The 22,399-nt window shown below is 56.3% G+C and carries 22 protein-coding genes; 10 read left to right on the top strand and 12 right to left on the bottom strand.

Features of this window, described 5'->3' with window-relative positions; all coding sequences use genetic code 11:
- Window positions 1–27: 27 nt before the first annotated feature.
- Both GS646_RS10195 and GS646_RS10200 read left to right on the top strand, forming a co-directional pair.
- Window positions 28–1,146 (top strand): polysaccharide biosynthesis/export family protein, encoded by a 1,119-nt coding sequence (locus tag GS646_RS10195; protein ID WP_171183613.1) that lies wholly within the window; start codon window positions 28–30, stop codon window positions 1,144–1,146.
- Window positions 1,147–1,149: 3 nt separating this feature from the next.
- Complete coding sequence (locus tag GS646_RS10200) at window positions 1,150–3,150, top strand: capsular polysaccharide biosynthesis protein (RefSeq protein WP_171182622.1); 2,001 nt, start codon at window positions 1,150–1,152, stop codon at window positions 3,148–3,150.
- 2 nt (window positions 3,151–3,152) lie between these two features.
- Here the strand turns inward: GS646_RS10200 and ribD are convergent, their stop codons facing one another.
- The 6 genes from ribD to GS646_RS10230 form a co-directional block, all read right to left on the bottom strand.
- Complete coding sequence (gene ribD / locus GS646_RS10205) at window positions 3,153–4,253, bottom strand: bifunctional diaminohydroxyphosphoribosylaminopyrimidine deaminase/5-amino-6-(5-phosphoribosylamino)uracil reductase RibD (RefSeq protein WP_171182620.1); 1,101 nt, start codon at window positions 4,251–4,253, stop codon at window positions 3,153–3,155.
- Complete coding sequence (gene nrdR / locus GS646_RS10210) at window positions 4,250–4,720, bottom strand: transcriptional regulator NrdR (RefSeq protein WP_050602693.1); 471 nt, start codon at window positions 4,718–4,720, stop codon at window positions 4,250–4,252. Before nrdR ends, ribD begins: the two co-directional genes overlap by 4 nt.
- A gap of 120 nt (window positions 4,721–4,840) precedes the next feature.
- Complete coding sequence (locus tag GS646_RS10215; RefSeq protein ID WP_171182618.1) at window positions 4,841–5,254, bottom strand: secondary thiamine-phosphate synthase enzyme YjbQ; 414 nt, start codon at window positions 5,252–5,254, stop codon at window positions 4,841–4,843.
- A 21-nt stretch (window positions 5,255–5,275) separates the two neighbouring features.
- Window positions 5,276–5,680: a hypothetical protein gene (locus tag GS646_RS10220; RefSeq protein ID WP_171182616.1), complete on the bottom strand. Its 405-nt coding sequence runs from the start codon at window positions 5,678–5,680 to the stop codon at window positions 5,276–5,278.
- A 78-nt stretch (window positions 5,681–5,758) separates the two neighbouring features.
- Window positions 5,759–6,307, bottom strand: coding sequence for a DUF4166 domain-containing protein (locus GS646_RS10225; RefSeq protein WP_171182614.1), 549 nt, complete (start codon window positions 6,305–6,307; stop codon window positions 5,759–5,761).
- Complete coding sequence (locus GS646_RS10230) at window positions 6,307–6,786, bottom strand: thiol-disulfide oxidoreductase DCC family protein (RefSeq protein ID WP_371732068.1); 480 nt, start codon at window positions 6,784–6,786, stop codon at window positions 6,307–6,309. The genes GS646_RS10225 and GS646_RS10230 overlap by 1 nt, the downstream gene beginning before the upstream one ends.
- A gap of 286 nt (window positions 6,787–7,072) precedes the next feature.
- Here GS646_RS10230 and GS646_RS10235 point away from each other — a divergent pair, with 286 nt between their 5' ends.
- Window positions 7,073–8,092 (top strand): AraC family transcriptional regulator, encoded by a 1,020-nt coding sequence (locus GS646_RS10235; protein ID WP_171646765.1) that lies wholly within the window; start codon window positions 7,073–7,075, stop codon window positions 8,090–8,092.
- Between the two features lie 172 nt (window positions 8,093–8,264).
- Here the strand turns inward: GS646_RS10235 and rpoD are convergent, their stop codons facing one another.
- From rpoD to GS646_RS10255, 4 genes are all read right to left on the bottom strand, one after another.
- On the bottom strand, window positions 8,265–10,253 hold the full coding sequence (gene rpoD, locus GS646_RS10240) for an RNA polymerase sigma factor RpoD (RefSeq protein ID WP_171089229.1): 1,989 nt from the start codon (window positions 10,251–10,253) through the stop codon (window positions 8,265–8,267).
- A gap of 114 nt (window positions 10,254–10,367) precedes the next feature.
- Window positions 10,368–12,314, bottom strand: a complete 1,947-nt coding sequence (gene dnaG, locus GS646_RS10245) for a DNA primase (protein ID WP_171182609.1) — start codon at window positions 12,312–12,314, stop codon at window positions 10,368–10,370.
- Between the two features lie 80 nt (window positions 12,315–12,394).
- Window positions 12,395–12,691: a hypothetical protein gene (locus tag GS646_RS10250; protein ID WP_171089225.1), complete on the bottom strand. Its 297-nt coding sequence runs from the start codon at window positions 12,689–12,691 to the stop codon at window positions 12,395–12,397.
- 134 nt (window positions 12,692–12,825) lie between these two features.
- Window positions 12,826–14,256, bottom strand: a complete 1,431-nt coding sequence (locus tag GS646_RS10255; protein WP_171089223.1) for a Glu/Leu/Phe/Val dehydrogenase — start codon at window positions 14,254–14,256, stop codon at window positions 12,826–12,828.
- A 331-nt stretch (window positions 14,257–14,587) separates the two neighbouring features.
- Between GS646_RS10255 and GS646_RS10260 the strand changes: the two genes are divergently transcribed.
- Genes GS646_RS10260 through GS646_RS10270 form a run of 3 tightly spaced genes read left to right on the top strand, consistent with a single transcriptional unit; the run spans window position 14,588 to window position 17,410 of the window.
- Window positions 14,588–16,276 (top strand): pilus assembly protein TadG-related protein, encoded by a 1,689-nt coding sequence (locus GS646_RS10260; protein WP_171182607.1) that lies wholly within the window; start codon window positions 14,588–14,590, stop codon window positions 16,274–16,276.
- On the top strand, window positions 16,273–16,809 hold the full coding sequence (locus GS646_RS10265) for a TadE/TadG family type IV pilus assembly protein (protein WP_171182605.1): 537 nt from the start codon (window positions 16,273–16,275) through the stop codon (window positions 16,807–16,809). The genes GS646_RS10260 and GS646_RS10265 overlap by 4 nt, the downstream gene beginning before the upstream one ends.
- 4 nt (window positions 16,810–16,813) lie before the next feature.
- Window positions 16,814–17,410, top strand: coding sequence for a TadE/TadG family type IV pilus assembly protein (locus tag GS646_RS10270; RefSeq protein WP_171182603.1), 597 nt, complete (start codon window positions 16,814–16,816; stop codon window positions 17,408–17,410).
- Here the strand turns inward: GS646_RS10270 and GS646_RS10275 are convergent.
- A complete protein-coding gene (locus GS646_RS10275; RefSeq protein WP_171182601.1) occupies window positions 17,372–17,851 on the bottom strand; it encodes a hypothetical protein in 480 nt (159 codons plus the stop codon). The two genes, GS646_RS10270 and GS646_RS10275, sit on opposite strands and share 39 nt — an antisense overlap.
- A 157-nt stretch (window positions 17,852–18,008) precedes the next feature.
- On the opposite strand from GS646_RS10275, the gene GS646_RS10280 reads away from it, so the two are divergent.
- Complete coding sequence (locus tag GS646_RS10280; RefSeq protein WP_171182599.1) at window positions 18,009–18,920, top strand: pirin family protein; 912 nt, start codon at window positions 18,009–18,011, stop codon at window positions 18,918–18,920.
- Between the two features lie 21 nt (window positions 18,921–18,941).
- Here GS646_RS10280 and GS646_RS10285 read toward each other — a convergent pair whose 3' ends face one another.
- Window positions 18,942–19,529 carry a TetR/AcrR family transcriptional regulator gene (locus GS646_RS10285; RefSeq protein ID WP_171182598.1) on the bottom strand — a complete coding sequence of 196 codons (588 nt, stop codon included), beginning with the start codon at window positions 19,527–19,529 and terminating at the stop codon, window positions 18,942–18,944.
- 101 nt (window positions 19,530–19,630) lie between these two features.
- Here GS646_RS10285 and GS646_RS10290 point away from each other — a divergent pair, with 101 nt between their 5' ends.
- From GS646_RS10290 to glpX, 3 genes are all read left to right on the top strand, one after another.
- Window positions 19,631–19,879 carry a hypothetical protein gene (locus GS646_RS10290; protein ID WP_171182596.1) on the top strand — a complete coding sequence of 83 codons (249 nt, stop codon included), beginning with the start codon at window positions 19,631–19,633 and terminating at the stop codon, window positions 19,877–19,879.
- Window positions 19,880–20,003: 124 nt separating this feature from the next.
- On the top strand, window positions 20,004–21,290 hold the full coding sequence (locus GS646_RS10295) for a homoserine dehydrogenase (RefSeq protein ID WP_171182594.1): 1,287 nt from the start codon (window positions 20,004–20,006) through the stop codon (window positions 21,288–21,290).
- 69 nt (window positions 21,291–21,359) lie between these two features.
- Window positions 21,360–22,343 carry a class II fructose-bisphosphatase gene (glpX, locus tag GS646_RS10300; protein ID WP_171182592.1) on the top strand — a complete coding sequence of 328 codons (984 nt, stop codon included), beginning with the start codon at window positions 21,360–21,362 and terminating at the stop codon, window positions 22,341–22,343.
- Window positions 22,344–22,399 lie beyond the last annotated feature (56 nt).

The raw sequence follows: 22,399 nt of genomic DNA on the forward strand, positions 1-22,399 counted from the left end.
GGATATTCGGCAGTGAACATCTCTCCTATGCGTTGGATGCGGGGGGCTTCCCTTGTGGCCGCAATCGGCCTTCTGGCGGCGTGCCAGCTTCCGAAATCCGGACCGAACAAATCCGAAATTCTGGCGGGAGCCGTTCAAAACGGCGGCAACGCATTTGTTGTCGAAGTCGATGACCGGGTGACGCGTGCCACGTCCTCGACCCCGCAATACGGCTTTTCCTCGTCGTTTAGCAGCGCCCAGACGTTGACTGCTGATACCGTGCGCCCCGGCGACGTCCTTAGCCTGACCATCTGGGAAAACGTTGACGATGGCCTTCTGTCCAGCGAAACGGGTGCAGCAACGGCGTTGGACGAGGTGCAGGTCGACAGCGAGGGTTTCATCTTTGTCCCCTATGCAGGTCGTTTGCGGGCTGCCGGAAACACACCGGAACAACTGCGTGTTCTGATCACAAACAAGTTGCAGGAACAGACGCCAGACCCTCAGGTCGAAGTACGACGCGCTGCTGGCGACGGGTCTACTGTCTCGCTGACCGGCACAGTCGCAGCACCCGGCATCTACCCAATCGAGCGGCCGACCCGGTCCTTGCTGGGTATGCTGTCTCAGGCGGGTGGCGTCTCGGTGGCGTCTGACATTGCACTGGTGACCCTGATCCGTGGAGGCCAAAAGGGCACCGTCTGGTACGAAGATTTGTACCGGAACCCCAAGCTGGACGTAGCCTTGCGCGGTGGTGACAGGATCCTCGTGGAAGAAGACAGCAGGTCTTACATCGCCCTCGGCGCCACTGGCGGCCAATCCCGCGTGGCATTTGAAAGCCAGGACTTGTCCGCGCTCGAAGCCCTTGCCCAGGTGGGCGGCCTCCTAACTCTGTCGTCGGATCCAACAGGCATCTTCATCCTGCGCAAGGAACGCGAGAGCGTGGCCCGGAGCATCACAGGCCGTGCTGATCTGAAGGGTGATCAGCGCATGATTTACCTGCTGAACCTGACCTCACCCAACGGTCTGTTCATCGCGCGCGACTTCGTAATCCGCGACGATGACACGATCTACGTGACTGAAGCGCCCTACGCACAGTGGAGCAAATCGATCTCGCTTATTGCAGGTGGCCTGACGCCAATTGCGAATGTTGCCACGCTGACTGGCAACTGATGCATGATACCTGACACCGACAAAGCAACCGGGGCCAGTCGCACCCGGTTGTTTGTCTATAACGGCGGGTTTTTGACGCAAAAGCGTCTCAAGAGAATACTGTCTCTGACTGGCTTTGATATTCGTTTGGGCATCCCCCAGAGCGAAGATTGCGTGGGCGTCTGGGGCAACAGTCCCACGGCTCATCGAGGCTTGAGGGTCGCCGAAAAGCACGAAGTTCCAGTTCTGCGCATCGAAGATGCGCTTCTCAGGTCACTGCATCCCGGACGCGAAGGCGAACCGCCGCTGGGTCTGCTTCTGGATCGCTCGGGCTTGCATTTCGATGCGTCACGACCGTCCGATCTTGAGAAGATTCTGATCAACGATCCGTTGGACAACACCGCTCTGCTCAATCGCGCGCGCGCAGCAATCGAACGGATCAAGGAATTGCACCTCAGCAAATATTCCGCATTTGATCTGGACGAGGCTCCTCCAGATCCCGGCTACGTACTGGTCGTCGATCAAACGGTGGGAGACGCTGCAGTCACAGCCAGCGGAGCGGACCGGGCTCGTTTCCTTGAAATGCTGTTTGTCGCGCAAGAAGAAAACCCTGGCGCACAGATACTAATCAAGACACATCCGGAAACGCAGGCGGGTCATCGCCAAGGGCATTTCACCGATCAGGATCTTTCAGATCGGATCTCGCTGTTCGACGCCCCGATCAGCCCTTGGCCACTGTTGGAAGGTGCTGTCGCCGTTTATACAGTGTCCTCTCAACTGGGGTTCGAAGCCATCCTGGCCGGGCACAAACCGCGTGTGTTTGGTCAACCCTTCTATGCTGGTTGGGGCCTGACGCAGGACGAAAACCCGATTGCGCGTCGCCAACGCAACCTGACCCGCGCGCAACTTTTCGCTGCAGCTATGCTGCTGTACCCCACATGGTACGATCCATACCGGGACGAGATCTGCGATCTGGAGATGGCGCTGGACACGCTTGAAGCTCAAACCCGCGCCTGGCGTCAGGACCATAAAGGCTGGACTGCCTCGGGCATGCGTCTGTGGAAACGCAAACACATGCAGCAGATTTTTGGGCGGCACGGAAAACTAAGATTCACATCCGCGCAGCCAGAACACTCAGATCGCCCGCATATGGTCTGGGCCAGTCAGGCAAGAAACACCGAAGGAGCGGTGCGGGTTGAAGACGGGTTCCTCAGGTCGCGCGGATTGGGGGCGGAACTGGTGCCTCCACTGTCATTGGTCACGGACGAAATCGGCATCTATTACGACCCCACAAAACCCAGCCGGTTGGAGGACCTGATCAGCCTGCGCGAAACACTGCGCCCAGATCAGGAGATGCGTGCCGAACGCCTGCTAGAGCGGCTATTGGCTGAGGGATTGAGCAAGTACAACACGGGCCAACCCGCCCCTACCTTGCCTGAAGGGCACCGCATCCTGGTTCCCGGACAGGTCGAGGATGATGCTTCGATCCTGTTGGGCACAGGCGCAGTGCGCAGCAATATGGATTTGCTGCAAGCTGCTCGCGACGCCAACCCAAACGCGATCCTGATCTACAAGCCACATCCCGACGTCGAGGCCGGATTGCGTGAAGGCAAGATTGACGCAACGGTCTTGGCAGACGTTGTCGTACCCCACACGGATCCCGCTGCGTTGCTGACCCAAGTTCAGGAAGTTTGGACAATGACCTCGCTTTTGGGGTTCGAAGCTTTGTTGCGCAGGGTAAAGGTGACAACCCTTGGCGCACCTTTCTATGCCGGGTGGGGCTTGACCACAGACCTTGGGGTCGTTCCAGCCCGTCGGGGCGCAAGACCGTCATTGTTGGGTTTGGTCCACGCCACGCTGATCGACTATCCCCGCTATTTCGATCCTGTTACCGGTCAAGCCTGCCCTGTCGAAGTAGCAGTCGAGCGTCTGTCACAGGGAAACGCCGCTGCGACAGGTCCGATCAATCGATTGCTTTCAAAACTCCAGGGTGCGTTCGCAACGCATGCTCATTTTTGGCGCTAGACTTACGCAGGGGGTTTGCGCCAACGGTGCAGGATATCGTCCCCCACAACCTGCGTTTCGATAAGCTCGAACCGCGGCGCGGCTTCAAGTGTTTCAAACCCCAAGGTTCCAACGGATGAAAGCCCGTCGGCCCCGATTGTCAGACCGGCCGTAAAGCCAACCAGTTCATCCACCAAATCCTCGGCCAGAAGCGAAGCCGCAAGTGCTGCTCCGCCTTCACAGAACACGCTTGTCAGACCGGCCTGCCCCAATTGCTGAAGCAGATCCAGCGCGTCGATATGGTGGTCTTTCAAGGCGCACGGGATGAGCTTTGCCCCAAGCCCTTCCCAAGCGCGTGCACGCTCGGCATCGGGGTGATGCGCATGACAGAGCCAGACTGGCGTTTTCGAGGCTGTGCGCGCCAACTGCCCCATCAGGGATATGTCCATGTGGCGCGATACCACTACGCGCACAGGCTGATGCGCAATACCTAGGTCCCGCACCGTCAGCGACGGGTCATCTGCGCGCGCTGTTCCTGCCCCGACCATGACCGCATCGTGACGTGCCCGCATTGCGTGAACAACGCGGCGCGCTTGTGGCCCGGTGATCCACTGACTGTGCCCTGTCGAGGTTGCAATCCGTCCATCAAAACTGCTGGCCAGTTTGAGGGTGACAAATGGCCTGCCCTGTTCGGTCTTTAAGAAAAAACCTTCCAAATCCCGTTCTGCTTGTTCTGCCAGAATACCGGTTTGAACCTCAATTCCGGCCTCACGCAGCATTGCAAAGCCCTGTCCGGCCACGCGTGGATCGCTGTCCTCAACGGCAGCAACAACACGAGATACACCTGCTGCGATCAAAGCCTCGGCACAGGGCGGGGTTTTTCCATGATGGGAACAGGGCTCTAGTGTCACGTAGGCGGTGGCGCCACGCGCAGCCTGTCCGGCTTGGGCCAAAGCCTCGGTCTCGGCATGAGGACGCCCCCCGGGCTGTGTCCAGCCACGCCCAATTATTCGGCCTTCGCGCACGACGACACACCCGACAGCCGGGTTTGGCCAGCACGTCCCTTGACCGCGCCGCCCTAAAGACAGGGCCAGCGCCATAAATCGCTTATCTGTTTCGTTCACTCGTCCGTCGGAGGCTGCGGCGGTCGCAGTTCGTGGACAAACTCCTCGAAATCATCGGCCGCCTGGAAATTCTTATACACACTCGCAAAGCGAACATAGGCGACGGTATCGATCCGCGCCAGAGCTTCCATGACAATCTCACCGATCTTGTTGGACGGAATATCCGTGTCGCCCATACTTTCCAGCCGGCGCACGATGCCCGAGATCATCTGATCGATCCGTTCCGGATCAACAGGCCGTTTCTGCATCGAGATGCGGATCGAACGCTCCAGCTTGTCGCGGTCGAAATCCTCGCGCTTACCGTTGGTTTTGATCACCACCAGATCGCGCAGTTGCACACGCTCATACGTCGTGAACCGCCCCCCACAGGCTGGACAGAACCGGCGTCGGCGAATTGCCACATGGTCCTCTGCCGGACGTGAGTCTTTTACCTGAGTGTCGATATTTCCGCAAAACGGGCAGCGCATCCGCCGTCTCCTCGTCCCATGTTCGGCCTCTTTTTGTAAGCGCTGCGGCTTACTTATCCACAACTATAGGGCAGCCGCTAGGGTTTGGGTAGTCGGAATTTTCAACCGCAAGATAAAGGGTCAGGCCAAATGTGCAGCGACATGTCTTTGATGAGGCGCAGTGCGGTGTTCAAACAGGTAAATCCCCTGCCAGGTTCCAAGAACCATTCGGCCCTTCGACACTGGGATCGACAATGACACAGGCATGAGTGCTGCCTTGATATGTGCTGGCATGTCATCCGGCCCTTCATAAGTATGGCGCAGATAGGACATAGCCGGATGGTCAGACGGAGGCACAAGGCGTTCGAAAAAGGCCTGAAGATCGGTTTGAACCTCGGGGTCGGCGTTTTCCTGGATCAGCAGTGAGCACGAGGTATGGCGGACAAACAGCGTCAGAACGCCATCACCAGCCCCCTGATCAACCCAGTGACGGACGTCAGACGTGAATTCGTATAGCCCCGGTCCTTGGGTGTGCACTACGAATTCAGTCTGCATCGTGACGATCCTGTTGGTTTATCAGTCGTTGAAGAACGGCCGATAATTACACTGGGCGTTTGCACCTTGTACAGATTCACTGTTGCCGGGCTGAAAGCCGAACGAGATAAAGCTGCTGGGTTGCACATCGACGGACTGGGGTTGCTTGATCGAAAACTGAATCGCCGTTCTGCGTCCGGTGGTGACACTGGGCCCATAACCGCGCAAGACATAGATCCGGTCCATCCAGCCAAGTCCCAGGGTTCGACGTGCATAATCCGCAGCCGCACACCAGTACCCTTCCGTACGCTGATCGCCTCGCGGGATAACCTCGAAGTCTGTGGCGTTGATCGGTTCAGTTCGATACCCGTTTCGCGCAGCATCCGCAGTCAAGGGAACACTGAAGGCAACTATGGCCAATGCGGCAAGTGTAGAAAACATTTTCATCGTTAAATCTTCCCTGATTGTGTGTCCCAGTTAGGTTAGTCCAGCTTCGCAAATTGCACAGTGCCCCTCACGATCAATTCAGCCAGCTCCGCGCATTGTGTGATCAGGTGTGAGCCAACCTTGGTACCGGATCAGCAATCCCAACCCGGGCGCATTGGCCGAAACGTCGAACCTGAACCGGCCTTGCGCGTCCTGCCATTCACGCGTGTTCGAACGCGGCAATGCAAAAGCGGGCAAAGGAACGCCAAATACGCTCAGTCGGAGAATTTCAATGCGCAACACGCCGTTTTGCAGGCTCGGCCGCAACCAGATAGAAATCGCCCCGAATTTTTCTCGGACACAGTTCCGATTTGCGTCGTAGACCAGATGCGAAGTGGTGCAATGGCCACCAAAGTCGCGGGTCCAAGTTAAGGTTTCGCCCATCCTGTTTATCGTAACAGATACAGGAACGTCTTTGCCGCCGGGAGGAAACCCGGCCAAATTTGTCGCGATCTTGGTGAGAAAACCGGTGCCCCGCTCGATGTCGCATTGGCCTGAATACTGACCTTCCGTGCTGTGCAGCCACTGAACCGCATTGGGCAAGCTGTGATTGGGGGCCAAAGCTTGCAAAAACGGGTCACTTGACATCAAAAGCCGTCGCTTGCAAATCGCGCTTTCACGTCGGCACCCGGTATCAGACATGTGCCGGATCTGCCGAACAGATTGTACCTGTTCCGTGCTATCAGGCGGTATACGGGAACTTTCAGCGCTTTGGGCAGGAAGCGGCATATCGACAACAGCTTCCACATTCCCGGCAATTGACGCATGGCTGCGGCAAACGCATCCAGATGCTGATAGACCACACCATCGACGATTACCAAGTTGGTTTCAAAGTTCCGTGTCGGCAAACCCAGCTGTTGGTAGAGCTTTTGCCCAAGCGGAGATTGCGCAGTTGCAAACTGAAAACACCGCAACTTGTCATGTCTGAGCATGAACTTGAAGAACCACGAACACAGGACGCATTCGCCGTCGAACACAATCAGGTTCGGGCCGTAGCCTTCTGAATTTAAGCCACTTTCTCGCACGTCTTTGGTATCCGAGACCTCGCTTTTCCAGAAAGGTCGCAAATCTTTGGCCTCGGAACAATGCGACATCTGCGAAAGGAAGCGTGCCGGGGAGCGCTGAGCAGAGAGTGGTGATTTCTCCGAAGGCTCTGACCTCATCCCCATGAAGGTGCTAACCCGGCAACACGCCTTATCTGGGTATTCAGACCGTGATGTTCATGTGAGGCCTGGTCAATTCCTTGCGGGATTCTGCCATCGACGATCGCGGGTCTGCGAAAATCACAATCGCCTTACGGAATTCTATGATATGCTGCCTATGGTTTTGTAATCGTAAGGTATTGTTATTGCGATGGACGTGGATGTTGGCCGTCTTCATTTCTTTGTTCAGGCGTTGGATCGCTACAGCGGCAATGCGAACATGTCTCGGGCTGTTCTGGGCCAAACCGGACTGAAGCCGCAAGACATCGCCCCCCCGGTTGAGACATGCAGCATTCAGAAAGAAGCCCTCTTCATCCGGTATGCCTGTGACGCCACCAAAGATATAACATTTGCGGCCCGCACCGGGCTTGAGGTCACCTCGGCCTCAACCGTGACGGCATATATCAGCAAATATTCCAGAGACCTGAAACAGGTGATGGAGAACCTTTCACGGTTTCACGGGATTATTGACCCGGCTATCGCGCTCAGTTTGCGCGTCGCAGGCAACTTTGCAGCTTTGGAAGCGGATTGGAAAGATGCTGGATTTGCACGCTACCATCGACGCACCGAATTTCTGATCTTCGCCGCACTGGCAAGAATGCGCAATCTGACCCAGATCAACCTGCAACCGATTGAAATTCGGTTTCATCACAAGGTCGGGGATCAAGCCAAAAGCTTTGAAAAGATTGCTGGTTTTCCGGTGATCTTTGGCTCGGAGAAAATGGAGATCGTGCTGCCACTTTCAGCGCTGGAGCTACCGGTTCCCACATATGATCCCAAACTGCGTGAACATCTTCTGGAATACGGTGAACGCCTGCTGGCCGAATGCGAAAAACCAAACCGCTCGATCCGCGCGCGGACCGAAGGCATGATCACTAAGTCCCTGCCCGGCACCATACCGCAGGCCGAAGCCATTGCGTCTGAGCTTGGGATGAGCTTGCGAACCTTTAGCCGCCGCCTGAAAGAAGAAGGTACAAGCTATCGCGACATCGTGGACGACCTAAGGTGTGATTTGGCACAGACCTTTCTGAACAACCGGATGTCCTTGTCAGAGATTTCGTTTTCGCTGGGGTATGCGGATCAGGCCGCCTTCTCAACCGCCTTCAAACGCTGGACAGGGCAGCCACCAAGCGCCTTCAAAACCCGTGTCGAACATCCCATTCGAACGTAAGACCGGGGGTCATCGGCCCTTAGGCCTCGCCCCGGCCCTGTCCCATGAGTGGACAAGACCGATATAGAAATCGACAGCGCCCGTGCCGTGTGAATTCCCGCCAATGTGATGAGAGAACAGGCCAATGTGATGGCCAAACGAAAAAGGCGCCTCGTGTGAGGCGCCTCTGTATCTACTGATCCAGGAAAGACCGTAGCTTTCGAGATCGGCTGGGGTGCTTCAACTTGCGCAGTGCCTTCGCCTCGATCTGGCGGATCCGTTCGCGGGTCACGCTGAACTGCTGGCCAACCTCTTCCAGAGTGTGGTCGGTGTTCATACCGATGCCGAAACGCATCCGCAGAACCCGTTCCTCACGCGGCGTGAGCGAGGCCAGAACCCGAGTGGTCGTTTCCTTGAGGTTCTCTTGAATGGCGCTGTCCAGAGGCAGCACGGCATTCTTGTCCTCGATGAAATCGCCCAGCTGGCTGTCTTCTTCGTCACCGATTGGCGTTTCCAGCGAGATTGGTTCTTTGGCGATTTTCATCACCTTGCGAACCTTCTCAAGCGGCATTTGCAGCTTTTCTGCCAGTTCTTCCGGCGTCGGCTCGCGTCCGATTTCGTGCAGCATCTGACGACCGGTCCGAACCAGCTTGTTTATCGTTTCGATCATGTGAACCGGAATACGGATCGTGCGGGCCTGATCCGCGATAGACCGCGTGATCGCCTGACGAATCCACCAAGTCGCATAGGTCGAGAACTTATAGCCGCGGCGGTATTCGAACTTGTCCACCGCCTTCATCAAGCCGATGTTACCTTCCTGAATAAGATCAAGGAATTGCAGGCCGCGGTTCGTGTATTTTTTGGCAATCGAGATCACCAGACGTAGGTTGGCCTCGACCATTTCCTTCTTGGCCTGACGCGCCTCTTTCTCGCCCTTCTGAACCTGTTGCACGATGCGGCGGAATTCAGAGATATCCAGACCGACATATTGACCGACCTGAGCCATATCGTTGCGCAGTTCTTCGACCTTAGCCGTCGAGCGTTCGATGAACATCTGCCACCCCCGGCCCGGCTTTTCAGCCATCTCGGACAACCAGTTCGGATCCAGTTCGCGACCCCGGTAGGCTTCGATGAACTCACGACGGTTGATACGGGCCTGATCGGCAAGCTTCACCATCGCGCTGTCCAGAGACATGACACGGCGGTTAATACCATAAAGCTGGTCGATCAGCGCTTCGATCCGGTTGTTGTGCAGATGAAGGCCATTCACCAGCTCAACGATTTCGGCGCGCAGCTTCTGATAGGTTTCTTCGTCTTTTTCACTGAACGAGCCATCTTCATTCAGAGTGGCCGAAATCCGGCTATCCTGCATTTCCGACAACATCGAGAAATCGGTCGAGATGCGTTCAAGCGTGGTCAGGACCTGATCCTTCAGCGCCGCTTCCATCGCGGCCAGCGACATGTTGGCCTGATCGTCATCATCGTCGTCATCGTCATTGTTCAGCGGATTGCCGTCAGCATCCAGCTCGGGGCCGGTGTCCTTTGCGGGCTTGGCTGCCTGCACTGTGGATGTGTCGACCACAGGCTCTTCCACATCACCGTCTTCGTCCATCTGATTGCCAAATGTGGCCTCCAGATCGATGACGTCGCGCAGAAGAATGTCTTCGGACAACAATTCGTCATGCCAGATGGTGATCGCCTGGAAGGTCAGAGGGCTTTCGCACAGCCCCTGGATCATGGTGTTCCGACCCGCTTCAATCCGCTTGGCGATAGCAATTTCGCCCTCGCGGCTCAGCAGTTCAACCGAACCCATCTCGCGCAGATACATGCGGACGGGGTCATCTGTTCGGTCCAGTTTTTCTGTGGCGGCCCCAGCCAATGCAACTTCACGGTTGCTATCGGTGGTGGTCAGTTCGGTCGAGCCTTTGTTCTCTTCCTCTTCTGCCTCTTCATCTTCGATGATGTTGATGCCCATCTCGGACAGCATCGACATAACGTCTTCGATTTGCTCCGAGCTGACCTGATCTGGTGGCAGAACCTGATTGAGCTGGTCGTAGGTGATGTAACCTTTCTCGCGGGCCTCGGCGATCATCTTCTTGACCTGGGCCTGGCTCATGTCCAGCGAGATTTCCTGTTCCTGCTCTTCGGATTTGCGATCTTCGGTCGTGTCTTTGGCGGCCATTCAATGCTCCTGCAGGGATGGGTGATTCGTTTGAACCGAATCATTAGCGCGTAGAAGTGATTCGGCCACCCGTTTACCCGTTTTTCTTTTCCAGTGCCTTATGAAAACACCACTTTACCGGCGTTTCCGCTCGAATTTGATACCGGACATGATTGCCTTAAACGCGTCTTTCTCGTCGCGATTGATTCGCGCACCGTTGTCGGCAATGTCGAATACGGCCCTGTCTTCGTTCTGGCTGCGGCTTGTACGGTTGCGCTCTTCGGCGGCTTGCGCCAGCCGATATGTCAGCGCCTCATCGGCCAGATCAGACAATTCCTCCGCCGCTTCGGCTATCTCAGCATCCAACCCCTGGAGAGCTTTGATCTTTGCGAGTTCCTCGGCCAGCGTCATCTCGGCCTTTTCAACGTCGCCTGGTTTATACACACAGGGGATCACTGCGACATGGCGAAGGACCAGCAGGTTTTCAAGGGGCTGAGCCCCCAAAGAATCTACAATGTGGTCTTTCAGATGATCCGGATCATCAATCGCGTGACGCAGAATGGCGTCTCGCAGGGCAGCGTATTCGGGGTTGAGGCATTCCATGTCTTCAAGCTGGTGCTCGAACTGGACAACGACCTGTGGGTTTAGGATGGCGATGGCGAGAATGGCCGCCTCGCGCAGTTGGATATCAGCGGTCTCGGACGACGCCAGGAAAGACGCCCGCGCACCCGGCGAGGCGCTCTGCGGAGGCTGCCACTTGCCACGCGGCTGCCACTGTCGGTTCTGTGGTTGGCGCTGGGGACGGAATAGCTGCCAGCGCAAATCCTTGATCTCTTGCCCATAATGCGAGCGGATCGAGGGGTCGCGGATCAGTTTGATCTTGTCGCGCAACGATTTGTCCAGCGCCGCCTTGCGCTCGGGGCTGTCAAAGACTTTCCCTTCGGTCTCACGCTGCCACAGCAGTTTGACCATCGGAATGGCGCTTTCCAGCACCGATTGCACAGCCCCAGACCCTTCTGCCCGCAACAAATCGTCGGGATCCTTGCCTTCGGGCATCAGTGCAAAGCGCAGTGATTTACCCGCTTCGAGCAACGGCAAAGCCAGATCGACCGCTCGCATCGCAGCACGCAGTCCCGCCGTATCACCATCCAGCGCAATGATCGGTTCGTTGGAAACGCGCCAGAGCAATTGCAACTGATGCTCGGTGATTGCCGTGCCCAAAGGGGCGACCGACGCGCCAAAGCCCGCCTCGGCCAGCGCAATCACGTCCATATACCCTTCGGCCACGATCAAAGGCTGCCCTTTGCCCGCCGCCTGCCGCGCAGGGCCATGGTTGAACAGGCTGCGCCCTTTATCGAACAACTCGGTCTCGGGCGAGTTCAGGTATTTAGCGTTATCATTGGGGTCCATCGCCCGCCCACCAAACGCGATACACCGTCCACGCGGATCGCGGATAGGGAACATGATCCGGTTACGGAACGTGTCATAAGGTTTCTTACCCTTGTTGGACGGCTTGGCCAGCCCTGCCCCAAGGATCAGATCCTCAGCCACATTCTTGCCGCGCAGATGATCCCACAGCGCCTGCCACCCATCCGGGGCAAATCCGATCTCCCACCGATCCAGCGCTTGCGCGTCCAACCCTCGACCCGTCAAGTAATCGCGTGCAGGCGCACCCGCCCCTGTTTTGAGTTGCAGTCGGAAGAACTGCACTGCCTGCTCCATCACATCAGCCAATTGCGACCGGCGGTCCTGCTTTTCCTGCGCTTTGGGATCACGGGCGGGCATGGGCATCCCGGCCTCACGCGCCAAAATCTCAACCGCTTCGATGAATGAGACATTCTCGGTTTCCTTCACAAAACTGATTGCGTCGCCTTTGGCGTGACAGCCGAAGCAGTAATAAAACCCCTTCTGGTCATCGACGTGGAACGAGGCCGTCTTTTCATGGTGAAACGGGCATGGGGCCCACATATCCCCCTTGCCTTGGTTGGACTTGCGCTGATCCCACATAACTTTGCGCCCGACGACCTGAGACAGGCTTAGCCGGGTACGCAACTCATCCAGAAATCCGGGGGGCAAAGACATGGGTCAAACCTGCCAGAAATGAAAACCCGCGCCAAGGGGACGGCGCGGGCTTATCCACAAGGAATTGGCGTAACTGTGGATTATTGCTGCAGACACAGCTCCAACCACGCGGCACCCAGATCCTTCTTGCGCACATCGCGCATCTTTTGCTCATAAACCCAGGGCGTAATCAGCGGAATCGCCGCATTATAGTTCTCGGGCCAGGTCGGTGAACTGTCCGCAATCGCCTGTGCGACGTCGCGCTCTTTTACCCTGTCCAACCGTGCCTTCTGGATCGCGGCCACCACATCGGCCTGATATTTACAGCTTTGCTCGGCGCTGTCCTGAGCCAGTGAAGGGGTGGCAAGCAAGGCCGCGACGATGGCGATACGCAACATGGGGTTCTCCCGGATTCGTTTCTTTCGGCGCAGCTTACCTGTCTGGGTCTCGGGCTGCCATAATCCTTTTTGCCACCTGGCACTGCTGAACAACTTGAGAGTGGGGCAGCCAGCCTGCCCCACCCGTTTTGACGTCAGAGCCCTTTGGCGCGGTAGCTTTTCGCCACGCGGTCAATGGCCACGATATAGGCCGCTGTACGCAGGTCCTCTACATCGTCTCGGCTGTGCCAGACCTCGCGCATCGACTGGTAAGCAATGCGCATGGTGTCATCCAGACCGGACCGAACCAGTTCCAACTCGTCAGCCCCTTTCAGATACTGCGTCTTAAAGTCAGGCGACATCGTCCAGGCATCGCCAAGATAGCGGTCCAGCCTTTCCAATTCGCTCACGATCAACTCATGCCGCGCTTCTTCCTGTCGCCGCTGCATCCGGCCAAAGCGGATATGGCTGAGGTTTTTGACCCATTCGAAGTAAGAAACGGTCACACCACCAGCGTTGGCATACATATCCGGGATGATCACTGTGCCCTTCTTGCGCAGAATTTCATCCGCACCTGCCGTCACCGGCCCGTTTGCGGCTTCGATGATCAAGGGCGCTTTGATCCGTTCGGCATTGGACAAGTTGATAACACCTTCCAGTGCAGCCGGGATCAGGATGTCACATTCCGCTTCCAGCACGCTTCCACCTTCGGCCGAGTGGGTCGCATCGGGGTAATCCTTGACCCCGCCATGTTTGACGATCCACTGGCGGACCGCTTCAACGTCGATGCCGTCGGGATTGTACAGCGCACCGTCCCATTCGATGATGCCAACGATGATTGAGCCGTCCTGTTCGCTGAGGAACTTGGCCGCGTGGTACCCCACATTACCCAATCCCTGCACCACTACGCGCTTACCGTCCAGCTTGCCGGACAGGCCAGCTTTCTGCACGTCTTCCGGATGACGGAAGAACTCGCGCAGCGCGTATTGGATGCCGCGTCCCGTTGCCTCAACCCGTCCGGCAATGCCACCCGCGTTCAGAGGCTTACCCGTTACACAAGCGCGCGCGTTGATGTCCGTGGTGTTCATCCGCGCGTATTGGTCGGCCATCCATGCCATTTCTCGTTCACCCGTTCCCATATCGGGGGCCGGGACGTTCTGAGACGGGTTGATCAGGTCACGCTTGGCCAGTTCATAGGCAAAGCGTCGGGTGATCTGCTCCATCTCATGTTCTTCGTACTTTCTGGGATCAATGCACAAACCGCCTTTCGATCCGCCAAACGGCGTCTCAACCAGCGCGCACTTATAGGTCATCAGCGCAGCCAGCGCTTCAACTTCGTCCTGGTTCACGGCCAAAGCATAGCGGATACCGCCTTTGACAGGCTCCATATGTTCGGAATGCACAGAACGGTATCCGGTGAAGGTATGGATTTCCCCCCTGAGCCGCACACCAAATCGTACGGTGTAGGTCGCGTTGCAAACCCGGATCTTTTGCTCCAGCCCCGGCGGTAGGTCCATCAGGGACGCCGCCCTATTGAACATCAAGTCAACACTCTCACGAAAGCTGGGTTCTTTGATGCCGGTCATACAATCCTCCGTATCGATACCAGACGCAACGTCATGACTTTTTGTCGCACCAGTTGCGTCAGGCTGCAATCAAACATTGCACTTTTTTTCATCATTTCATTAACAAATACGTCACCGCCTGTGGATGAGTCGGTCTACCGACTGAATCCTTAACGAATTGTTTTCATTTCATTGACAGATCGGTCTGGGCGACAGGTTTTATAGCCGATTTGCGCGTAAAAAGGCCAAAACCAAGCCTTTTTCGCCCAATTCACGCCATGTTTGAAAACTAAATTTATACCAAATCTCTTTTTATGTCGCACGAATTCTACGTGCGGTGCGGAGTCATCAAATGATTAAACACTCGCTTCAGAACGACGGCTCGATGCCGAAACGCAAAGCTTCCCAATTGCGCGCGTTCGTTGACAGGGAAGACGGCACTTTTACAATCTTCACTCTACTCATCCTGATCCTGATGCTTGCGATCACCGGCATGTCCATGGACATCATGACTCATGAACGTGATCGCGCCAACGTGCAATCCACCTTGGACCGTGCCGTTCTGGCTGCCGCAGACCTGGACCAAAAACTTCCTCCGCAACAGGTTGTCGAAGACTATATGGAAAAGGCCGGTCTGGGCCATCTTGAAAAGACGATTACAGTTGTCGAAGGGTTCGGCTCGAGAACAGTGTCAGCGACGGCAGAGGCGGTCGTGCCAACGCGTTTCCTGCGGTTCGGTACTGTGACAGAGCTGGGGATTGTAGCGGCAAGTACTGCCGAAGAGTCGATCGGTTCGGTCGAGATTTCTCTGGTTCTGGACATGTCTGGGTCTATGACAAGATCGTCTGCCACCGCGGGGAAGTCGAAAATCGAAGTTCTGCGAAGCGCAGCCAAGGAATTTGTCACGCTGATGCTTGAAGAATCCGGCGAGACTAAAATTTCAATGTCGATTGTGCCTTATGCAACGCAGGTCAATGCGGGGCAGGACATTTTGGGCAAGTTCGACAATGTAACGTCGGAACATGCTTATTCGCACTGCGTGAATTTCACATCGGGTCAATTTAGCTCTGCGACGCTTGACCCGTCAGTCTTTTACCAACGCACCGCTCATTTCGACCCATGGCGCTACAGCAGCGCATATGTAAACGGTGGGTATACTGATGGTGAACAGAGCCCCGCTTATTATGTGTGTCCAGTGCGTAATGGCAGTGAGATCACACCTGTTACGGACAACGTTGAGTATCTGCACAATCGCATCGACGCCCTGACGGCAAGCGGCAACACCTCTATTGATGTGGGTATGAAGTGGGGTGTTGGAATGTTGGATCCGACATTCCAGCCGGTGATCAACGATCTGGCGGCCGAAGGCAAAGTGCCTGCGAAATTCTCGGTTCGCCCTGAATCCTTCGACTCGGATGTTCTGAAGGTCGTGATCGTCATGACCGACGGTCAAAACACCACGCAATACATGCTGGACTCGTCTGTCCGCAGTGGACAGACCGATATCTGGTTCAACCCCGAATTTGAGCGGGCAGATGGCAAGAAAGGCGAATACAGCGTTCGTTATGCGCGCAACCCTGATCGGTGGGTTTGGATGCAACATACCGAAGAAAACGGCGGTAGTTACGTCACTGCGGAGCATCCGTTCGGGAACCCCCCCAATGAGAACGACTCGAACGAAGAGATCGGAACTGCAACGCGCCTGACCTATCCCGAACTGTTCGATCTGGCCTCGCTGTGGTGGAATGCCAAGAATAACTACTACTGGCAGTCCAACCATGAAAGCAACTGGTATTGGAACCTTCGGAAATCTGTCGGCTCATCCACAAAAAATACGCGTACGGCCAGCATTTGTGGCGCAGCGAAAGACGAGGGTGTCATCATTTACGGCATTGCGTTCGAGGCACCGACCAACGGCCTGAACACCATCAAGTCCTGCGCCAGCTCGGATAGTCATGTTTACAACGTAAGCGGGCTGAACCTGGAAAAGGCGTTTGCATCGATCGCGTCCTCTATCCGCAAACTGAGGCTGACCCAATGATCCGTAAGACCAAGTCAAAACTTAGCTTCTTCAAGCGATCAGAGACCGGAAACGCGACGATCGAATTTGTTATGATCGTTCCCTTCTTCCTGGCGTTTTTGGGGATTGGGGCGGAAATGAACGTTATCACCACGCAACACGGCGCTCTGGAACAAGGCGTAGATAGGGTGGTTCGGGACATTCGACTGAACACTGGTACAAAATGGGATCATGACGTCATTAAAATCCGGATCTGTGAAATTTCTGGCATCCAGAACTGCGAGGCGAACCTGCGTTTGGAAATGATCAGGCAGAACGCGTTCGTAGGAATAAATCTTCCTGAAAAACCAGACTGCACCGATAGCACGGAAGAGGTTAACCCGCTGCATGAGTTTAAGTTCGACAGCGGTGAATCAAACGAGTTGATGATCCTTCGCGCCTGCCTCCGTGTTGACCCCGTATTCAAGACGTCTGTCATCGCGCGTGAAGTCCCCGACGAATCCGGTCATTACTCTTTGACTGCGACGACGGCATTCGTACAGGAGCCACGGTAAAGCCATGTCTGTCATGCGAAACGTGAAAAAACGCGTCCAAGCCTTCAAGGAAGATGAAAGCGGCATTCTGACAGTAGAAGCCCTGATGATCTTCCCTCTGTTGCTTTGGACTGTCACATTCTCTTTCACAGCATTTGAAGGGTTTCGGCAGAGCGCGTCGAATCAAAAGGCGGCTTATACAGTCAGCGACCTGATCTCGCGTGAATCACAGGAAGTGACCGACATATATATCGACTCGCTACAAGAGTTGATGGGACGGATGATCAACAACCGTTCCGATGTGGATGTTCGGATCTCATTGTTGCGGTACGAAGAAGATGAAGACCGACACGATGTGCGCTGGTCAACCGCACGCGGATACGATTGGGTTTGGGACGACACCAATGTCGAAGAACTCAAAGATCGTCTGCCGCCGATGCCCGACCAAGACACGATTATTTTGGTGGAAACATCGAACGAATATATTCCGATGTTCAAACCGGGTTGGGACTTTGCAACCGGAATTACCTTTGAAAACTTCATCTTCACAAGCCCCCGCTTTGCCGGCAAGGTTGCATGTGACCTAGAGAGACCCCCGGTCATCTGTAAGAAGGAAGACTAGGGCCTCTGACATGAACTTGGCTTCGGCGGCAGCTGTCATGCCGCCCACGCCCACCCTGCGCCCTAGTCGCCACCACAGGCCCGGCGCCCATTTGTTTGATGCTTTGTGACGCATCCGAACCAGAAAACCGTTTGACGGTTTGAACGCGAACACGCCGCGATCAACAGTTTCGATGTCTTCGACTTTCGCAATGATCTGACCTGACCCCGTGCGCAGTTCCGAACGGGTCAACTCGATACGGTCCTGTGTCGCGTACCAGACACGATATGCCAGCCACAGCGACGCTCCACCCACGGCGAACAGGAACGCCTGCCATATCGGCTCGGGCGGGGACGCCAGAGCGACATATGTGACCAGTGCCCCAACCGTCGTCAGCATCCCTACCCCGGCCCAGCGTCTGGGCGAAGATGCCTCAATCGTTGCCAGCACTTCTTCCTGCATGGAAATCTCCTGTTTCGATCCTCTGGATTTAGCCGCTTTGCGCAGGAAACAACAGGGGTTTGGTTTATCTGCAAATTCGCACAGGTTCGGTTTTTCCGCGCGAATTGACTGCGCAAGCGCAGAGTTTACATGCTGCTCAAACAAATCGGAGGTTGCCATGTCTCTCAGACCTACATTGGAAACGCGCAGGGCCATTCCAACGATGGAAGGGGCCGGCGTGAAACTGCATCGCGCATTCGGGTTTCAGGACCCGTCCGAGCTGGACCCTTTCCTGTTGTTCGACGATTTTCGAAACGAACGGCCGCAGGACTATCAGGCCGGGTTTCCCTGGCATCCTCATCGCGGGATCGAGACAATAACCTATGTTCTGGCCGGATCGGTCGAGCATTCCGATTCACTGGGCAACACCGGCACCCTGGGTGCTGGCGATGTGCAATGGATGACGGCAGGGTCAGGTATCTTGCATCAGGAAATGCCGCACGGAAACACCTCGGGGCAGATGCATGGATTCCAATTGTGGGGCAACCTGCCCTCGGATCAGAAGATGACCGCCCCTCGCTATCAGGATGTTCAAAGCAAGGACATTCCCGAAGTCACCGATGACGACGGCACAACTGTTCGGGTAATTGTCGGAGAGTTCTGGGGTAAAACCGGGCCGGTGGATGGTATCGCGGCAGACCCACAATACCTGGACATCTCGATCCCAGCAGGTGTGAAAAAGACGTTTCGGATCGACACCTACCGCCGGGCCTTCGCTTATGTATTTCAGGGGCAGGCCGCCTTTGCCGACGCCTCGCAGCCAACAGGTGTGCTGTTAGAGAAAGAGGTCGCAGGGCAAGAGGTCAACATCCGCGACATGTCAGGCGACAGAACCCTTGTCCGTTTTGGAACCGGAGATGAAATCACGGTTCAGGCAGGCGAGGAAGGCGTTCGGTTCTTGTTGATCTCAGGCGCCCCGATTGATGAGCCGGTCGCGTGGCACGGTCCTATCGTGATGAACACACGCGCCGAGCTGGAACAAGCCTTTCGGGAACTCAGAAACGGGACATTCATTCGCCCCGCGCACTGACACATCGGCGGCCTGATCCTGTCAGGCCGTCACAGCCTTGTGCACCATGTTCCAATAGGTCTGTTCGACCTCATCCAGCGACAATCGGCCACCGGATCGATACCAGGTCATCACACCGTTCAACATCGCAATCACGGCAAGCGTCGCAATCTTGGTGTCTGGTATAGCAAACTGACCAGCTTGCTGCCCGGCGTGAAGGATGTTTTCCAACGCGTTTTCGTATTGTCGGCGAAGGTCCTCAATTTCTGCGAAGTTGTCGGGCGAAAGGTTTCGCAGCTCCATGTAGGCAATGAAAACCTCATCAGGGCGTTGTAAATGGAACCGGATGTGAAACCCGACGAACTGGCGCAGCGCTTCCTCCGCGTCATCGCCACCTTGCAAATCGTGAAACGCTGACAGCAGCTCTTGCATATGTTCCCGCATCAAACGGTACAGCAGGCTCTGCTTGTCTGGTGTGTAATTGTACAGGGCCCCCGCCTGTACACCGACTTCTTTCGCAATCTGCCGCATCGAAACAGCGGCATAACCGTGACGTGCAAACAGGTGCAGCGCAGCCTTACGAATGCGGGGGCCGGTAATGTCAGAATGAGAGCCTTGGGTTCGTGCCATGTCTTCACAGTATCTGAACAATTGTTCAGATAGAACCCTGCTTGATCGAAGACATCAAAACGTGCATCACAAGAGGGCTCGAGAAACCAAAAGCGTGCCCTATGAAACTGCTGCCTTTACTTCCTCTTGTTTTTCTTTGTGCCGGGTGCGCGGATTTTCCTGAGTTGGAAGGAAGCGAACCTGCTTCAGTTAAAAAAGCCCCCTACCCGCGTCTTGTACCGCTACAGGAAACACTTGGCGCCCCCATTGATCCAGTAAGCGAAGCTGTGGCGGTTGAAGAAGACCTGACTCAACGCAGCGAGGCTTTGGCACAAAAGGCGGAAGCGCTGCAAAACGCGCAAACCAACTAAAGCACGGCATTCCCCCCACAATCACCCGCTGATGGATTGCACCCTTGGCCCGAACCCGCTAAGGCAGCGCTGATCGGAAAAGCATCCGAATTCAGTTAGATTCCGGCGGAAAGGGACACGCGACATGACACAGGCACTGCGGCTGGGAATTGCGGGCTTGGGAACAGTCGGCGTCGGTGTCGTCAAGATTGTGCGCCGCCATGCCGACCTGCTTAAAGCCCGCACAGGCCGTTCGATTGAGATCGTGGCCGTATCCGCACGAGATCCAAACAAAGACCGCGGAGTGAACCTGTCGGATTACGCCTGGGAAACCGATCCGGTCGCTTTGGCGAAGCGCGACGATATCGATGTTTATGTCGAGTTGATGGGTGGCGAAAACGGCCCTGCAAAAGCTTCGGTTGAAGCGGCTTTGGCGTCAGGCAAGGATGTTGTCACGGCCAACAAAGCACTGCTGGCCATCCACGGTCAGGAACTGGCGGAACAGGCCGAGGCCACAGGTCGTGTCATCCGGTTCGAGGCGGCAGTTGCCGGTGGCATCCCGGTGATCAAATCCCTCACCGAGGGTCTGGCAGGAAACGAGATTACGCGTGTGATGGGCGTGATGAACGGCACCTGCAACTACATCCTGACCCGGATGCAATCGCAGCGTCAGGGGTATAATGCACTGTTCGATGAGTGCGCCGAACTGGGCTATCTTGAGGCTGACCCCAATCTGGACGTGGGGGGCATCGACGCGGCGCATAAACTGGCGCTGCTGGCCTCGATCGCTTTTGGCACCAAGCCGAATTTCGACGGAATCGAGATTGAAGGTATTCAGCAGATCAGCCTGGACGATATCGATCAGGCCGAGGATATGGGCTTTCGCATCAAACTGCTGGGCGTGGCGCAGCGCACCGCACGCGGGCTTGAGCAACGTATGCAACCCTGCCTCGTGCCCAGCGACTCGCCCCTGGGTCAGTTGGAGGGTGGCACCAATATGGTGGTGATCGAAGGAGACTCGGTCGAACAGGTCGTGTTGCGCGGTCCCGGAGCGGGTGAAGGCCCGACGGCCAGTGCCGTTATGGGGGATGTGTGCGATCTGGCACGCGGTCTTCAGATCTCGACCTTTGGCCGCCCTGCCACATCTCTTGAGGCCGCCAAACCGGCGGTGACAGGTCTGCCTGCGCCATATTATTTGCGGCTGGGCCTAATGGACAAACCGGGTGCTCTGGCCAAGGTGGCCGCCATTTTGGGCGACGCTGGCGTTTCGATCGATCGGATGCGCCAGTATGCCCATGCCGAAAGCACCGCACCCGTGCTGATCGTCACCCACAAAACCACTCGCGCCGCTCTGGACGTCGCGCTGGATGGTTTCCGCAACACGGATGTAGTGGCCGGTGAGCCTGTTGCGTTGCGGATTGAAGAGGTTTGATCTTGCGGCCTGCATGAAACGCACGTTATGCCGGAAGAAACGGCTTTACTGACCAAGGGATACTGAACAATGAGTGCTGCCAAAACCGATTTCAACGACCGCCTGCTGTCTCTGGGGCTGGCAAGGGTGGCGGAGCAGGCTGCACTGGCCTCGGCCTCGCTGGTGGGGCGCGGCGATGAGAAAGCCGCCGATCAGGCAGCTGTAAACGCCATGCGCGAGCAGTTGAACCTGCTGGACATTGCCGGTGTCGTGGTGATCGGTGAAGGTGAACGCGACGAGGCGCCGATGCTGTATATCGGTGAAGAAGTCGGCACCGGAAACGGCCCCGGTGTAGACATCGCGCTGGACCCGCTGGAAGGCACTACGCTGACCGCAAAGGACATGCCTAACGCGCTGACCGTGATCGCCATGGGGCCGCGTGGGTCTATGCTGCACGCGCCGGATGTGTACATGGACAAGCTGGCCGTTGGTCCGGGCCTGCCTGAAGGCGTGGTTAATCTGGACATGTCCCCGCGTGAACGGGTCGAAGCTTTGGCAAAGGCCAAAGGTTGTAAACCGGCCGACATCACCGTCTGCATTCTGGAGCGTCCGCGCCATGAAGCCATGATCGCCGAAGTACGCGAAACCGGTGCCTCGATCCGCCTCATCACCGATGGTGACGTGGCTGGCGTCATGCATTGTGCCGAAAGCGAAGTGACCGGCATTGACATGTACATGGGCCAGGGTGGTGCGCCCGAAGGCGTTCTGGCTGCCGCCGCGCTGAAATGCATGGGCGGTCAGATCTTTGGTCGCCTGTTGTTCCGCAACGACGACGAGCGTGGCCGCGCCGCCAAGGCTGGTATCACTGATCTGGATCGCGTTTATGCACGTGATGAGATGGTGACCGCAGATGTGATTTTTGCAGCAACCGGTGTCACAGGCGGTTCGCTGCTGCCACGCATCAAGCGAGAGCCGGGCTGGGTTGAAACCACAACGTTGCTTATGCGGTCAAAAACCGGGTCCGTGCGCCGCATGTCTTACCGCACGCCCACCTGGCCGCACGACAAGGCGTAACGGCTTGCGCCGTTGCCTTCGGCGAGAGTATTTTTGAAAAGATGAAAAGGCCGGGT

Origin of the sequence: Ruegeria sp. HKCCD4315, assembly GCF_013112245.1 — a bacterium.
Taxonomy (GTDB): Bacteria; Pseudomonadota; Alphaproteobacteria; order Rhodobacterales; family Rhodobacteraceae; genus Ruegeria.

What these genes read in the sequence shown, in the direction of transcription:
- GS646_RS10270 (WP_171182603.1), top strand. Translation starts at nt 16,814, where the DNA reads ATGTCTGTCATGCGAAACGTGAAAAAACGCGTCCAAGCCTTCAAGGAA.
- GS646_RS10295 (WP_171182594.1), top strand. Translation starts at nt 20,004, where the DNA reads ATGACACAGGCACTGCGGCTGGGAATTGCGGGCTTGGGAACAGTCGGC.
- GS646_RS10285 (WP_171182598.1), bottom strand. Translation starts at nt 19,529, where the DNA reads ATGGCACGAACCCAAGGCTCTCATTCTGACATTACCGGCCCCCGCATT.
- GS646_RS10235 (WP_171646765.1), top strand. Translation starts at nt 7,073, where the DNA reads ATGGACGTGGATGTTGGCCGTCTTCATTTCTTTGTTCAGGCGTTGGAT.
- GS646_RS10195 (WP_171183613.1), top strand. Translation starts at nt 28, where the DNA reads ATGCGTTGGATGCGGGGGGCTTCCCTTGTGGCCGCAATCGGCCTTCTG.
- GS646_RS10220 (WP_171182616.1), bottom strand. Translation starts at nt 5,680, where the DNA reads ATGAAAATGTTTTCTACACTTGCCGCATTGGCCATAGTTGCCTTCAGT.
- nrdR (WP_050602693.1), bottom strand. Translation starts at nt 4,720, where the DNA reads ATGCGCTGCCCGTTTTGCGGAAATATCGACACTCAGGTAAAAGACTCA.
- GS646_RS10280 (WP_171182599.1), top strand. Translation starts at nt 18,009, where the DNA reads ATGTCTCTCAGACCTACATTGGAAACGCGCAGGGCCATTCCAACGATG.
- GS646_RS10250 (WP_171089225.1), bottom strand. Translation starts at nt 12,691, where the DNA reads ATGTTGCGTATCGCCATCGTCGCGGCCTTGCTTGCCACCCCTTCACTG.
- dnaG (WP_171182609.1), bottom strand. Translation starts at nt 12,314, where the DNA reads ATGTCTTTGCCCCCCGGATTTCTGGATGAGTTGCGTACCCGGCTAAGC.
- GS646_RS10255 (WP_171089223.1), bottom strand. Translation starts at nt 14,256, where the DNA reads ATGACCGGCATCAAAGAACCCAGCTTTCGTGAGAGTGTTGACTTGATG.
- rpoD (WP_171089229.1), bottom strand. Translation starts at nt 10,253, where the DNA reads ATGGCCGCCAAAGACACGACCGAAGATCGCAAATCCGAAGAGCAGGAA.
- GS646_RS10215 (WP_171182618.1), bottom strand. Translation starts at nt 5,254, where the DNA reads ATGCAGACTGAATTCGTAGTGCACACCCAAGGACCGGGGCTATACGAA.
- GS646_RS10290 (WP_171182596.1), top strand. Translation starts at nt 19,631, where the DNA reads ATGAAACTGCTGCCTTTACTTCCTCTTGTTTTTCTTTGTGCCGGGTGC.
- glpX (WP_171182592.1), top strand. Translation starts at nt 21,360, where the DNA reads ATGAGTGCTGCCAAAACCGATTTCAACGACCGCCTGCTGTCTCTGGGG.
- GS646_RS10225 (WP_171182614.1), bottom strand. Translation starts at nt 6,307, where the DNA reads ATGTCAAGTGACCCGTTTTTGCAAGCTTTGGCCCCCAATCACAGCTTG.
- GS646_RS10200 (WP_171182622.1), top strand. Translation starts at nt 1,150, where the DNA reads ATGATACCTGACACCGACAAAGCAACCGGGGCCAGTCGCACCCGGTTG.
- GS646_RS10275 (WP_171182601.1), bottom strand. Translation starts at nt 17,851, where the DNA reads ATGCAGGAAGAAGTGCTGGCAACGATTGAGGCATCTTCGCCCAGACGC.
- GS646_RS10265 (WP_171182605.1), top strand. Translation starts at nt 16,273, where the DNA reads ATGATCCGTAAGACCAAGTCAAAACTTAGCTTCTTCAAGCGATCAGAG.
- GS646_RS10260 (WP_171182607.1), top strand. Translation starts at nt 14,588, where the DNA reads ATGATTAAACACTCGCTTCAGAACGACGGCTCGATGCCGAAACGCAAA.